Origin of the sequence: Sphingopyxis panaciterrulae, assembly GCF_014199295.1 — a bacterium.
In the GTDB taxonomy this organism is placed as follows: Bacteria; Pseudomonadota; Alphaproteobacteria; order Sphingomonadales; family Sphingomonadaceae; genus Sphingopyxis; species Sphingopyxis panaciterrulae.
This window is the reverse complement of record NZ_JACIJH010000013.1, coordinates 34619-47599: the sequence shown is the minus strand read 5'-3', so window position 1 is coordinate 47599 and position 12981 is coordinate 34619. Positions and strand designations below refer to the sequence as shown.

At 64.8% G+C, this 12981-nt stretch carries 17 protein-coding genes; 1 reads left to right on the top strand and 16 read right to left on the bottom strand.

Translation table 11 applies throughout. The features are described 5' to 3' along the window. Nucleotides 1-3: 3 nt before the first annotated feature. The 15 genes from nuoK to FHR21_RS16370 form a co-directional block, all read right to left on the bottom strand. On the bottom strand, nucleotides 4-309 hold the full coding sequence (gene nuoK, locus FHR21_RS16440) for an NADH-quinone oxidoreductase subunit NuoK (RefSeq protein WP_338113190.1): 306 nt from the start codon (nucleotides 307-309) through the stop codon (nucleotides 4-6). Further along, on the bottom strand, nucleotides 306-917 hold the full coding sequence (locus FHR21_RS16435) for an NADH-quinone oxidoreductase subunit J (RefSeq protein WP_184100283.1): 612 nt from the start codon (nucleotides 915-917) through the stop codon (nucleotides 306-308). Before FHR21_RS16435 ends, nuoK begins: the two co-directional genes overlap by 4 nt. Nucleotides 918-929: 12 nt before the next feature. Further along, the gene (nuoI, locus tag FHR21_RS16430; protein ID WP_067183557.1) at nucleotides 930-1418 is read right to left on the bottom strand and encodes an NADH-quinone oxidoreductase subunit NuoI; all 489 of its coding nucleotides are present in this window, start codon (nucleotides 1416-1418) and stop codon (nucleotides 930-932) included. After that, nucleotides 1415-2458: an NADH-quinone oxidoreductase subunit NuoH gene (gene nuoH, locus FHR21_RS16425; RefSeq protein ID WP_184100281.1), complete on the bottom strand. Its 1044-nt coding sequence runs from the start codon at nucleotides 2456-2458 to the stop codon at nucleotides 1415-1417. Before nuoH ends, nuoI begins: the two co-directional genes overlap by 4 nt. A gap of 124 nt (nucleotides 2459-2582) precedes the next feature. Beyond that, a complete protein-coding gene (locus tag FHR21_RS16420) occupies nucleotides 2583-2861 on the bottom strand; it encodes a hypothetical protein (RefSeq protein WP_184100279.1) in 279 nt (92 codons plus the stop codon). Then, entirely contained in the window at nucleotides 2858-4870 is a 2013-nt protein-coding gene (nuoG, locus tag FHR21_RS16415) for an NADH-quinone oxidoreductase subunit NuoG (protein WP_184100277.1), read from the bottom strand. The genes FHR21_RS16420 and nuoG overlap by 4 nt, the downstream gene beginning before the upstream one ends. Further along, complete coding sequence (locus FHR21_RS16410; RefSeq protein ID WP_184100275.1) at nucleotides 4870-5559, bottom strand: hypothetical protein; 690 nt, start codon at nucleotides 5557-5559, stop codon at nucleotides 4870-4872. The genes nuoG and FHR21_RS16410 overlap by 1 nt, the downstream gene beginning before the upstream one ends. Then, nucleotides 5556-6152, bottom strand: coding sequence for a hypothetical protein (locus tag FHR21_RS16405; RefSeq protein WP_184100273.1), 597 nt, complete (start codon nucleotides 6150-6152; stop codon nucleotides 5556-5558). The genes FHR21_RS16410 and FHR21_RS16405 overlap by 4 nt, the downstream gene beginning before the upstream one ends. A gap of 50 nt (nucleotides 6153-6202) precedes the next feature. Beyond that, nucleotides 6203-7492, bottom strand: coding sequence for an NADH-quinone oxidoreductase subunit NuoF (gene nuoF, locus FHR21_RS16400; RefSeq protein ID WP_184100271.1), 1290 nt, complete (start codon nucleotides 7490-7492; stop codon nucleotides 6203-6205). Then, on the bottom strand, nucleotides 7492-7650 hold the full coding sequence (locus tag FHR21_RS16395; protein ID WP_184100269.1) for a hypothetical protein: 159 nt from the start codon (nucleotides 7648-7650) through the stop codon (nucleotides 7492-7494). Before FHR21_RS16395 ends, nuoF begins: the two co-directional genes overlap by 1 nt. Beyond that, nucleotides 7650-8318: a complex I 24 kDa subunit family protein gene (locus FHR21_RS16390; RefSeq protein WP_184100267.1), complete on the bottom strand. Its 669-nt coding sequence runs from the start codon at nucleotides 8316-8318 to the stop codon at nucleotides 7650-7652. Before FHR21_RS16390 ends, FHR21_RS16395 begins: the two co-directional genes overlap by 1 nt. Continuing rightward, nucleotides 8318-9535 (bottom strand): NADH-quinone oxidoreductase subunit D, encoded by a 1218-nt coding sequence (locus FHR21_RS16385; protein WP_184100404.1) that lies wholly within the window; start codon nucleotides 9533-9535, stop codon nucleotides 8318-8320. The genes FHR21_RS16390 and FHR21_RS16385 overlap by 1 nt, the downstream gene beginning before the upstream one ends. Before the next feature lie 35 nt (nucleotides 9536-9570). Beyond that, a complete protein-coding gene (locus FHR21_RS16380; protein WP_184100265.1) occupies nucleotides 9571-10473 on the bottom strand; it encodes an NADH-quinone oxidoreductase subunit C in 903 nt (300 codons plus the stop codon). Continuing rightward, entirely contained in the window at nucleotides 10473-11027 is a 555-nt protein-coding gene (locus FHR21_RS16375) for a NuoB/complex I 20 kDa subunit family protein (RefSeq protein WP_276569289.1), read from the bottom strand. The genes FHR21_RS16380 and FHR21_RS16375 overlap by 1 nt, the downstream gene beginning before the upstream one ends. Then, a complete protein-coding gene (locus FHR21_RS16370; protein WP_184100263.1) occupies nucleotides 11024-11398 on the bottom strand; it encodes an NADH-quinone oxidoreductase subunit A in 375 nt (124 codons plus the stop codon). The genes FHR21_RS16375 and FHR21_RS16370 overlap by 4 nt, the downstream gene beginning before the upstream one ends. Nucleotides 11399-11619: 221 nt before the next feature. Between FHR21_RS16370 and FHR21_RS16365 the strand changes: the two genes are divergently transcribed. Then, entirely contained in the window at nucleotides 11620-12120 is a 501-nt protein-coding gene (locus FHR21_RS16365) for a YbjN domain-containing protein (RefSeq protein WP_184100261.1), read from the top strand. Here the strand turns inward: FHR21_RS16365 and FHR21_RS16360 are convergent. After that, complete coding sequence (locus FHR21_RS16360) at nucleotides 12106-12924, bottom strand: inositol monophosphatase family protein (protein ID WP_184100259.1); 819 nt, start codon at nucleotides 12922-12924, stop codon at nucleotides 12106-12108. The two genes, FHR21_RS16365 and FHR21_RS16360, sit on opposite strands and share 15 nt — an antisense overlap. Between the last annotated feature and the right edge of the window lie 57 nt (nucleotides 12925-12981).

Here is a 12981-nt window from a genome sequence, read left to right as displayed (position 1 = left end):
GGCTTACCCCTTCATCCGGTTGGCATCGTCGACGGCGATGGTGCCGCGTCCGCGGAAATAGATGACCAGAATCGCGAGCCCGATCGCCGCCTCGCCGGCGGCGACGGTCAGTACGAACATCGCGAACACCTGCCCGACAAGATCGCCGAGCGCGGCGCTGAACGCGACGAGATTGATGTTCACCGCGAGCAGGATCAGCTCGATCGCCATCAGGATGACGATGATATTCTTGCGGTTGATGAAGATGCCGAGCACGCCGAGCGTGAACAGCACCGCCGAGACGGCGAGATAATGGCCGATCGAAATCACAATTCCATCCCCTGCCCGACGCCCGGATCGACCAGCCGCGTCGCTTCGTGCGGGCGGCGGCGGTTCTGCGCGGCGATATTCTGGCCGCGCGTCCCGCCCCGCTGGCGATGCGTCAGCGCGATCGCCCCGATCATCGCGACGAGCAGGACGATGCCCGCCGCCTCGAACAGGAAGATGTAGCGCGTATAGAGCAGTTCGCCGATCTGCTGGATATTGCTGGCATCCTCGGCCACCGGCGCCACGCGCGCGGCCAGATCGACCCCGCCGGCGTTCCACGCGCCGACCGCGAAGACCAGTTCCGCCGCCAGGATGATCGCGACGAGCGCGCCCAGCGGCAGATAGCGCACGAAACCGGCGCGCAGCTCGGCGAAGTCGATGTCGAGCATCATCACGACGAACAGGAACAGCACCGCGACCGCGCCGACATAGACGATGACGAGCAGCATCGCGATGAACTCCGCCCCTGCGAGCAGCATCAGCCCCGCCGCGTTGAAGAAGGCAAGGATCAGCCACATGACGCTGTGGACCGGATTGCGCGCGAAGATGACCATCGCGGCCGAGGCGATGGTGATGGTCGCGAAGAGATAGAAGGCAATGAGCTGAATCATGTGCGCGCGCCCTTACCGATAGGGCGCGTCGGCGGCAAGGTTGGCCGCGATCGCGCGCTCCCATTTGTCGCCGTTGGCAAGCAGTTTCGCCTTGTCATAGAGCAGTTCCTCGCGCGTTTCGGTCGCGAATTCGAAATTCGGCCCCTCGACGATCGCGTCGACCGGGCACGCTTCCTGACAGAAGCCGCAATAGATGCACTTGGTCATGTCGATGTCGTAGCGCGTCGTGCGACGCGACCCGTCGTCGCGCGGTTCCGCCTCGATCGTGATCGCCTGCGCCGGGCAGACCGCCTCGCACAGCTTGCACGCGATGCAGCGCTCCTCGCCGTTCGGATAGCGGCGCAGCGCATGTTCGCCACGGAAACGCGGCGACAGCGGGTTCTTCTCGAACGGATAGTTGATCGTCGCCTTCGGCTTGAAGAAATATTTCAGCGTCAACCAGTGCGCCTGCACGAACTCCCACAGGGTGAAGGTTCTGACGAGATGGGCGATGTTACTCATGAATACCTCGTCAGCATCAGATAGCCGGACACCAGGAACACCCAGATCAGCGAGATCGGCAGAAAAACCTTCCAGCCCAGCCTCATGAGCTGGTCGTAGCGGTAGCGCGGGACGGTGGCCTTCACCCACGAGAAGGCGAAGAAGAAGAACAGGATCTTCGCGAACAGCCAGATAATGCCGGGGACGGCATAGAGCGGCGCCCAGTCGATCGGCGGCAGCCATCCGCCCCAGAAAAGCACCGCGTTGAGCGTGCACATCAGCAGCACGTTCGCATATTCGCCGAGCCAGAAGAGCGCGAAGCTCATCGACGAATATTCGGTCTGATAGCCCGCGACGAGCTCGCTTTCGGCCTCGGTCAGATCGAACGGGGTACGCGCGGTCTCGGCCAGCGACGATATGAAGAACAGCACCGCGAGCGGAAAGAGCAGCAGGTTGAAGCCGAAGGCATTGACGATGCCGAGCCCGTGGCCCTGCTGCACCCGGACGATCTCGTTCAGGTTGAAGCTGTCGGCGAACAGCACGACGCCGATCAGGATGAAGCCGATCGAGACTTCATAGCTGATCATCTGCGCCGAGGCGCGCATCGCGGAAAAGAAGGGATATTTGGAGTTCGACGACCAGCCCGACAGGATGACGCCGTATACGCCGAGCGAACTGACCGCGAGGATATAGAGCAGCCCGACATTGATGTCGGCGAGTACCGCGCCCGAGTTGAACGGGATCACCGCCCACGCCATCAGCGCGACCGTGAAGGTGATGATCGGCGCGATCAGGAACAGCCCGCGGTTCGCCGAGCTGGGGATGATGGTTTCCTGCAGGAACACCTTCAGGCCGTCGGCGAAGCTCTGCAGCAGCCCGAAGGGGCCGACGACGTTCGGCCCGCGCCGCAGCGCCATCGCCGCCCAGATCTTGCGGTCGGCATAGATGATCATCGCCACCGCGAGCATCAGCGGCAATGCGATCAGCAGGATGCCGCAGACGGTCGCGACGCCCCACGCCCATTCGTAGGACATGCCAAGGTTTTGGAAGAATTCGGTCACAGCGACCACCCCTGTTCCGTTCGGGCTGAGCCTGTCGAAGCCCCGCTCTTTTCTTCGACCGGCAAGGAAGGACAGCCCTTCGACAAGCTCAGGGCAAACGGCTTTTGGATGATGGGCATGCGCATCATTCGGCCTTCCCCGAAGTCGGATATCGCGTGTCGAGCCGCCATAACAGTGCGGCGCCAAAGAACGGCCAGACCGCCGCCGAAAGCGCCGATCCGAACGCCAGCAACAGGTTGAACGCGTTGCTGGCGCTATGATCGCGATAGGGCAGCGTCTCGACCGACGACATCATGTTCCAGTAGCTCGTCGCGACGCTGGCGAGCGTCATCACCGCAATGATAATCGCCATCCAGAACAGGATCAGCGACCCGTTGCGCATACACTTGGCATAGAAGTTCATTCCGCCGCCTCCGCATAATCGGCGCCGTGGAGCAGTTCGTCGGAGCAGCGCTGCATCGTCGGCGAGGCGCGGCAGATGGCGTTGGTCAGGTAGAAATCCTTGATCGGCGACGGGATTGCGCGCGCTTCGGGCTTGGCGGGCAGCTTCGGAACCGACCAGCCATAATCGGCCAGCCCTTCCGCACCCAGCGCCGGCACCGCCGCGACCATCGCGGCGCGGCACTCGGCAAAGCTGTCGAAGCCCACGCTCACGCCCAGCGCATCGGCGAGGGCGCGGAAGATGCTCCAGTCCTCGCGCGCGTCGCCCGGCGCGAACACGGCCTTGTCGCTGCGCTGGACGCGGCCCTCGGTGTTGACCGTGGTGAAATCCTTCTCGGTCCACGCCGCGGCGGGCAGGATGACGTCGGCCGCGTGCGCGCCCTTGTCGCCATGATGGCCGACATAGACCTTGAACGTGTCCGCGAAGGCCGAGAAATCGACCTCGTCGGCGCCGAGGAAGAAGGCGAGCTTCGGCTTCGCCGCCACGATATCCCCGATCCCGCCCGGCTGCGAATAGCCGAGCATCAGCGCGCCCATGCGCGCGGCCGAGAAATGGACGACGTTGAAGCCGTTCCATCCGTCCTTGACCGCATTCACCGATTTGGCGAGCGCCAGCGCCGCGCCGTGGACACCCGGCACCGAGAGCGCGCCGCCGCCGAAGATCAGCATCGGCCGTTCGGCGCCCTTGAGCGCGTCGAGCACCGCCTGCGGCAGCTTCGCGACCAGCGAGGCATCGTCGCCGAGCCATTCGACCTTGTAGGTCAGGTCGATCTCGGGACCGATGCCGAACACCTTGGCGCCCTTCTTCCACACCGCCTTGCGGACGCGCGTGTTGATGAGTGGCGCTTCCCAGCGCAGGTTCGTGCCGACGAGCAGGATCACGTCGGCATTCTCGGCCTCGGCGATGCCCGTGTTGAAATTGACCGCCGACAGGCTGGTGACGTCATAATCGAGCCCGGTCTGGCGTCCCTCGAACAGGGTGCCGCCGAGCGCGGTGACCAGCGCCTTCGCGGCGAACATCGTCTCGCAATCGACCATGTCGCCCGCAATCGCGGCGATCGATGCGCCGGCATTAGCCGCCCTGATCGCCTCGAACGCCTCGGCCCACGTCGCCTCGACGAGATGGCCGTCCTTGCGAACGAAAGGACGGTCGAGGCGGCGGCGGATCAGGCCGTCGACATGGTGGCGCGTCTTGTCGCTCGCCCATTCCTCGTTCACATCGTCATTGACGCGTGGCAGCACGCGCAGCACCTGCCGCCCGCGGCTGTCGATACGGACATTGGTGCCGACCGCATCCGTCATGTCGATGCCCAATGTCTTGGTCAGCTCCCACGGCCGCGCCTCGAACGCATAGGGCTTGCTGGTCAGCGCGCCGACCGGGCAGAGGTCGACGACGTTACCCGACAATTCGCTCGCGACCGCCCGCTCGAGATAGGAGGTGATCTGCATATTTTCGCCGCGATAGATCGCGCCGATATCCTCGACCCCGGCGACTTCCTCGGCGAAACGGACGCAGCGCGTGCACTGGATGCAGCGCGTCATCACCGTTTTGACGATCGGCCCCATATATTTCTCGGTGACGGCGCGCTTGTTTTCCTCATAACGCGTCGCGCCGCGGCCATAGGCGACCGACTGGTCCTGCAGGTCGCACTCGCCGCCCTGGTCGCAGATCGGGCAATCGAGCGGATGATTGATGAGCAGGAACTCCATCACCCCTTCGCGTGCCTTCTTGACCATCGGGCTGTCGGTCTTGATGATCTGCCCTTCGGCCGCGGGCAGCGCGCACGACGCCTGCGGCTTCGGCGGGCCGGGCGACACCTCGACCAGGCACATACGACAATTGCCGGCGATCGACAGCCGCTCATGATAGCAGAAGCGCGGAATTTCCTTCCCCGCCATCTCGCACGCCTGCAGCACGGTCGCGCCCTGCGGGACGTCAAGCTCCAGGCCGTCTACGGTTACTTTCGGCATTATCCTGCTGCCTTGTTGGTCTGGGCGGTCACGGCATAGCGATACGCCGCTTCCGCAAGATATCCGCGGAGTTCGAACTTGCTTATCCGCAACTCGATCTTGGGCGGGAGGCATCCCGCCAACGTCGGCGTCAACGCTGCAAAAGCGGCTTTTTCCGCCTCGCTGCCGCGCTCGGTCTGGAACAGCGCCGCAGTTTCGCCCGGCGTCGCGGTCACGACGCAGGCGCCGACCTCGTTGAAGATCACGGCACTGCGCGTCTCGGGACTCAGCCGATCCAATCCGTCGTTCGACGGTGCGTCATAGATTTTCGCGGGCCGTCCTTTCGGCGCCCATGTCGCAAGGTCGAAATCCCGCTTCAGCAGAAATTCGGCGACCGGCCCGCGCAGATAGCGCACCGAATAGCGCAGCTGGTCCTCCGACTTGACGCAACTGTTCGACAGCATCGCAATCCAGTAGAGATCGGCATCGCTGCGATCCGACGCCGGCATCCGCCGCATCGCGTCGCGGGCGCGCGACTGCTGATCGGCAGCCGCACAATCAGCGAAATCGGCGAGGAAACGCCCGGCCGCCGCATCCTCCGGTGCCACCCCGTCGATGATGTTGCGCATCATCAGCGCATCGGTGTCCTGCGCCGCCACCGGTGATACGGTCAGCATCAAGCAGAGCAGGATGGACGCCCCGCGCTTCATGTTGCCGACTCCACCGTATCGGTGACCGCGATGCGGTAAGCGGCCAGCGCAAGCAGCGCGCGCAGGCCGGTGCGATTGGTACGGAATTCGGCGCCTTGTCTGACGCAACCCGACAGCTTGGGCGCGATATTCGCGAGCACGGCTTTCTCGGCGTCGCTCATCACCTCGGTCCGGAACAGCGCGGCGCTGTCTTGCGGTGCCTGCATCACGATGCACAGGGCGATGCCCTCGGCCACGCTCCGCGCCTCGATCGGCATGGCCGAACGGTCGCGGGCGAGGTCAGCCGCCAGTGCCGTCTCGCTGAATTTGTCGATCAGCAAATGCTCGGCAAGATTACCCGCAAAGACGAGCTGGGACGACCCAAGCTCGCTTCGGGGCGCACAGCGGCCATGGCCTTTCACATAGCGGCGCATGGCTTGGCGGTATTCGTCCGAACGGAAATCCCGCGCGAGCAGCTTTTCGGCACCGAGGCGGCTGAATTCGACGACGCAGCGTGTGAAATTATACATCGCCTGTGCAGCGAGGGGGGTGATCGCAGGCTTGGTGTCGGTCGCCGCGGGCAAAGCGGCTTCGTCCGTCCCGTCTTGCGCCATCGCCGGCGAAACCGCCAGCAATGCAGCGGCTACCGAAAGAATCAAGGCTCTCACTCTGCCGCCTCCAGCGCGCCGCCGTTCTCGCGGATGCGGCGTTCGAGTTCGGGGCGGAAATGGCGGATTAGGCCCTGGATCGGCCACGCGGCGGCGTCGCCGAGCGCGCAGATGGTGTGGCCCTCGACCTGCTTGGTCACGTCGAACAGCGTGTCGATCTCGCCGATGTCGGCGTCGCCGGTGCGCAGCCGCTCCATCACGCGCCACATCCAGCCGGTGCCTTCGCGGCACGGGGTGCACTGGCCGCAGCTTTCATGCTTGTAGAAATAGCTGATGCGGCTGATCGCCTGGACGACGTCGGTCGACTTGTCCATCACGATCGCGGCGGCGGTGCCGAGGCCGGAGCCGAGTTCCTTGAGCCCGTCGAAATCCATCGGCGCGTCCATGATCTGCGCCGCGGGAACCAGCGGCACCGACGATCCGCCGGGGATCACCGCGAGCAGATTGTCCCAGCCGCCGCGGATGCCGCCGCAATGGGTGTCGATCAGCTCGCGGAAGCTGATGCCCATTTCCTCTTCGACGACACAGGGCTTGTTCACATGGCCGCTGATCTGGAACAGCTTGGTGCCCTTGTTGTTCTCGCGCCCGAAGCTCGAGAACCACGCCGCGCCGCGCCGCAGGATCGTCGGGACGACCGCGATGCTCTCGACATTGTTGACCGTCGTCGGGCAGCCATAGAGGCCCGCGCCCGCCGGAAATGGCGGCTTCAGGCGCGGCTGGCCCTTCTTGCCCTCGAGGCTTTCGATCATCGCGGTTTCTTCGCCGCAGATATAGGCGCCGGCGCCGCGGTGGACGAAGACGTCGAAATCATAACCCGACTTCGCGGCGTTCTTGCCGAGCAGGCCCGCGTCATAGGCTTCCTGCACCGCGGCGAACAACGTCTCGGCCTCGCGGATGAATTCGCCGCGGATATAGATATAGGCGGCGCGCGCGCGCATCGCATAGCCCGCGATCAGCGCGCCCTCGATCAGCTTGTGCGGATCGTGGCGGATGATCTCGCGGTCCTTGCACGAACCGGGCTCGGATTCGTCGGCGTTGATGACGAGGAAGCTCGGACGGTCGGCGCGCGGCTCCTTCGGCATGAAGGACCATTTCAGGCCGGTCGGAAAGCCCGCGCCGCCGCGGCCGCGCAGGCCCGATGCCTTGACCTCCTCGATGATCGCGTCCTGGCCGCGGCTCATCAGGTCCTTGGTCTTGTCCCAATCGCCGCGCGCCTGCGCGGCCTTGAGGTTCCACGGCTGGAAGCCGTAGAGATTGGTGAAAATACGGTCCTTGTCGGCGAGCATCAGCGCCCCCCATCCTTCCTGAGCATCGTGTAGGCGATATAGCCGAGCGCGACGATCAGCAGCGGCCCGAGCAGCGCGAAGGTCACGCGCAGCACGAAGCCGAGCACGACCAGCGCGCCGATGATCGCGAGGATCGTGATGACGTCCTTCTGGGTCATCACCAGTCCTTCCGATAGTCGTGGTTGGCGTCGACCATTTCCTTCAGCGTCGTCGGGCCGCCTTCGGGCTCGCTCGTGCGACGCTGCGGATTCTGGGTGCCGGTCTTCGGCTGCTCGCCCGCCGCCAGTGCATCGAGGATGCGCGTCATGCTGTCGTAGTCGAGATCCTCGTAATTATCGTCGTTGATCTGGACCACCGGCGCGTTGGTGCAATTGCCGATGCATTCGACCTCGGTCAGCGTGAACAGTCCGTCGGGGGTGGTCCTGCCCTTGACCATGCCGCGGTTCTTGCACGCGGCCATGACGTCGTCCGATCCGCGCAGCAAGCACGGCGTCGTGCCGCACAACTGCACATGATAGCGGCCGACCGGCGCGAGATTGTACATGGTATAGAAGGTCGCGACCTCATAGGCGCGGATGAACGGCATATCGAGCGCGGCCGCGACATACTCGATCACCGGCACCGGCAGCCAGCCCTGCGTGTTCGTCTCCGCCCCGACCTGCCGCTGCGCGAGGTCGAGCAAGGGCATCACCGCGGACCGCTGCCGCCCGGCGGGATAGCGCGCGATCACCTGCTTCGCCTTTTCGGCATTTTCCGGCGTCCACGCAAAAGCGCCCCAGCGCGCGCGGACTTCGGCCTCGTCGGGGATGTTGGGTGCGTCGGCCATTAGCGGTCACACTCTCCGAAAACGACGTCGATGGCGCCGATGATTGCAGTGGTGTCGGCGAGCATGTGGCCCTTCGCCATCATGTCCATCGCCTGCAGGTGGCTGAACGCGGTCGGGCGGATCTTGCAGCGGTACGGCTTGTTGGTGCCGTCGCTGACCAGATAGACGCCGAATTCGCCCTTCGGGCTTTCGGTCGCCACGTAAACCTCGCCCGCGGGGACGTGGAAGCCCTCGGTATAGAGCTTGAAGTGATGGATCAGCGATTCCATCGACTGCTTCATCTCGCCGCGCTTGGGCGGGACGACCTTGCGGTCGAGGCTGGCGACCGGACCCGAAGGCATGTCGCGTAGGCACTGCTTGATGATGCGCGCCGACTGATAGACTTCCTGCACGCGGACCATGAAGCGGTCGTAGCAGTCGCCGCGCGTGCCGACGGGAATGTCGAATTCCATCGCGGCATAGGCGTCATAGGGCTGCGACTTGCGGATATCCCACGGGATGCCGCTGCCGCGGATCATCGGGCCCGAGAAGCCCCACGCCAGCGCGTCTTCCTTGCTGACCGTCGCGATGTCCACGTTGCGCTGCTTGAAGATGCGGTTGTCGATGACCAGGCTCATCGCGTCGCCGAACAGCTTCGGCAGCCGCGTTTCGCACCATTCGCCGATATCGACGAGCAGTTTTTCGGGCACGTCCTGGTGCACGCCGCCGGGGCGGAACCAGGCATGATGCATCCGCGCGCCCGACATGCGCTCGAAGAAGTTGAGGCAATCCTCGCGCAGCTCGAACACCCACAGGTTCGGGGTCATCGCGCCGACGTCCATGACGTGGCTGCCGATGTTGAGCATATGGTTGCAGATGCGCGTCAGCTCCGCGAACAGGGTGCGCAGATATTGCGCGCGCGCCGGCACCTCGAGGTCGAGCAATTTCTCGATCGCGAGGACATAGCTGTGCTCCATCCCGAGCGGCGAGCAATAGTCGAGCCGGTCGAAATAGGGCAGCGCCTGCAGATAGGTCTTATATTCGATCAGTTTCTCGGTGCCGCGATGGAGCAGCCCGACGTGCGGGTCGACGCGCTCGATGATCTCGCCGTCGAGTTCGAGCACGAGGCGCAGAACGCCGTGCGCCGCGGGGTGCTGCGGGCCGAAGTTGATCGTATAGTTGGTGACCGCCTGGTCACCCGCCGTATCGGCGGTGTCGACCGGATAGCCTTCGAACATGTCGCTGCCGTGGTGCTTGACCTGAGGAGAGTCGGTCATGCGTCGCCTCCTTTAGGCTTGCGCGGTTTCGCAGGCGCCTTTGGCTTGGCGGGCGTCTTTTCGGCCTTGGCGGTCGCGGGCGTCTTCGCCTTCGACGCCGCGGTGGCCTTGGCGCCGTCGGGGCTCGCCTTCGCCGCCTTGGCGTTCGCCTTGGTGCCTGCGCCCGTCTGCGCCGCCTTGTCGGTGGTCTTCGGGGTCGGCGGCGGCGAGGCCTTCGCCTCGTCGGCCTTCTTGACCGCTTCCGCCGTCATCGGGCTCGGCGCGCCCTTGCCGGGCGCCTCGCCGGTCCCGCCGGCCTTTTCGTCGCCGGGAAGGATATAGTCGGCGCCTTCCCACGGCGACATGAAGTCGAAATTGCGGAAATCCTGCGCCAGCCGCACCGGTTCATAGACGACGCGCTTGTCCTCTTCGGAATAGCGCAGTTCGATATAGCCGGTGAGCGGGAAATCCTTGCGCTGCGGATGCCCCTGAAAACCATAGTCGGTCAGGATACGGCGCAGGTCGGGATTGCCGCTGAACAGCACCCCGTACATGTCGAACACCTCGCGCTCGAGCCAGCCGGCGACCGGCCAGACGGGCACGATCGTCGGCACCGGCGTCGCCTCGTCGGTCGAGACGCGGACGCGCAGGCGGTGGTTCTTCGTGACGCTGAGCAGGTGATAGACGACCTCGAAGCGCTCGGGCCGGTCGGGATAGTCGACCCCGGCGATCTCCATGAGCTGCTGATATTCGAGGACGTCGCGAAGCTGCACCATCACGCCCGCGATGGCGTCGCGGCGCACCGTGATGCTGTCCTCGCCGACCGCGAAGACATGCGCGATCATGTCCTGACCGAGCGCCTTTTTCAGCGCCTCGGCCAGGCCTTCGCGCGGGGCGATGAGGGGAGCGGGGCTGGCCATCAGCGTTCGATCGTTCCGACGCGGCGGATCTTCCGCTGCAATTGCATCACGCCATACAGCAGGGCCTCGGCGGTCGGCGGGCAGCCGGGAACATAGATGTCCACCGGCACGATGCGGTCGCAGCCGCGCACCACCGAATAGCTGTAATGATAATAGCCGCCGCCATTGGCGCAGCTTCCCATCGAGATGACATATTTGGGGTTCGACATCTGGTCGTAGACCCGGCGCAGCGCCGGCGCCATCTTGTTGCACAGCGTGCCGGCGACGATCATCACGTCCGACTGACGCGGGGATGCGCGCGGCGCGGCGCCGAACCGCTCCATGTCATAGCGCGGCATGTTGACGTGGATCATCTCGACCGCGCAGCAGGCGAGCCCGAAGGTCATCCACCAGAGCGAACCGGTGCGCGCCCATTGGAACAACTCTTCGGTCGAGGTGACGAGGAAACCCTTGTCGCCGACCTCGGCGTTGAGATCGTCGAAAAAGCCCGCATCGGGGCTTGTCCCCGGGGCCACCGGCATGGCGCCGGGCGTCAGGATGGTCGGCTGGCTCATTCCCAATCCAACGCCCCTTTCTTCCACGCATAGATCAGGCCGATCGCAAGCTCGGCCAGGAAAACCATCATCGTCGCCCAGCCGGCCCAGCCGATCTCCTTCAGGCTGACCGCCCAGGGAAAGAGGAAGGCCGCTTCGAGGTCGAAGATGATGAACAAAATGGCGACCAGGTAGAATCGCACGTCGAACTGGCTGCGCGCATCTTCGAAAGCGGGGAAACCGCATTCATACTCGCTGAGCTTCGCCGGGTCGGGTTTGTGCGCCCCGGTCAGCCGCGCGACGCCCATCGGCAGAAAGACGAAGGCAGCAGACAGGCCGAGTGCGATGACCAGAAAGATCAGGATCGGCAGATATTGCGTCAGGTCGACCATGGAACGTTGCAGTCCTGTTGTTCGCTATGGGCTCTCCGGCCCTTTTCTGCGGGGCGCTTTAGGCCAGCCTGCCGCGCGTCGCAAGCGCTGCGGGCAGGAAATTCGCCCCGTGTCGGCAAAAGCGCTGGGGCGGGTGGCAAAATGGGTCCAGGCCATGCTAGGCCTTTAGAAAAGGACCAGTTTCCGGGCAGCCGGCGCCCGCGATCGAGATGGGGAGAGATATGAGGAACTTCGCATGGCGGGCCACCCTTGCCCTCGCGGGCGCTGCGGCGTTGGCCGCGGCCCCGGCCCGCGCCGAACTGATCAACGCCGCCGACCCGGAAAAGATCCGGACCATAGTCGAGTCGCTGGGGTCCCCCGCCACATTGCGCGCGGAACCGAACGCCGATCCCTATATCGAGAGCAATCTCGACGGCATGCCCTTCCTTGTCATCTTCATGAACTGCACCGGCGGGCACGACTGCCGGACGCTGCAATATTACATGGGTTTCAGCGATGCCAGGCAGGTGCCGCTCGAGCGGTTCAACGAATGGAACCGCGAAAAGCGCTTCGCCCGCGCCTATCGCGACGAATCGGGCGATCCGGTGCTGGAAATGGACGTCGACGTCGATTTCAGCGGCCTGCCGCGCGAGAATATCCGCGAGACGTTGAATACCTGGGCCTCGCTGATGCGCGCCTATCGCGAATTCATCTTCGCCGAAAGGCGATCAGACGCCTCGTAGGGCGCCCGCGACCAGCTTTTGCAGCTTGGAATGGACGGCGGCGCTGCCGGCAACGAACTCGCTGCGCTCGATCGCGCGCTCGCCGCCGCGGAAATCGCTGACGAAACCGCCCGCCTCGCGCACCAGCAGCATACCGGCGGCGACGTCCCAGATATTCAGGTCGGCCTCCCAGAAACCATCGAAGCGGCCCGCCGCAACCCAGGCGAGATCGAGGCTCGCCGCGCCGAAGCGGCGAATGCCGGCGACTTCGGGGCCGACGGCGGCGAAGATGCGGCTCCACTGCGCCATGTCGCCATGGCCCATGAAGGGAATGCCGGTCGCGATCAGGCATTCGTTGAGGCTGCGGCGCGACGCAACGCGCAGGCGGCGGTCGTGCAGCCACGCACCGCGGCCGCGCTCGGCCCAATAGCTTTCGTCGGTAACGGGCTGATAGATCAGCGCCGCGGTGACGTCGCCCCAGCCGCCGCCGAGCTTCGGCTCCTGCACCGCGATCGAGATGGCGAACTGCGGGATGGCATGCAGGAAATTCGAGGTGCCGTCGAGCGGGTCGATGATGAAGCGCGGCTTGCCCTCGTCGCCCTTGATCTCGCCCGCTTCCTCCATCAGGAAACCCCAGCCGGGGCGCGCATGGCCGAGTTCGTCGTACAGGGTGCGCTCGGCGGCCTGATCGGCCTTCGACACGAAATCGGCGGGCCCCTTCTGCGACACCTGCAAATGCTCGATCTCGCCAAAGTCGCGGCGCAGTTTCGTGCCCGCCTTGCGCGCGGCGCGTTCCATGACGGTGATGATGCCGGATAGGGCCATGTTCATTCTCCCCCCTCCCGCTTGCGGGAGGGGCCGGGGGGTGGGCACGAGGAGGAG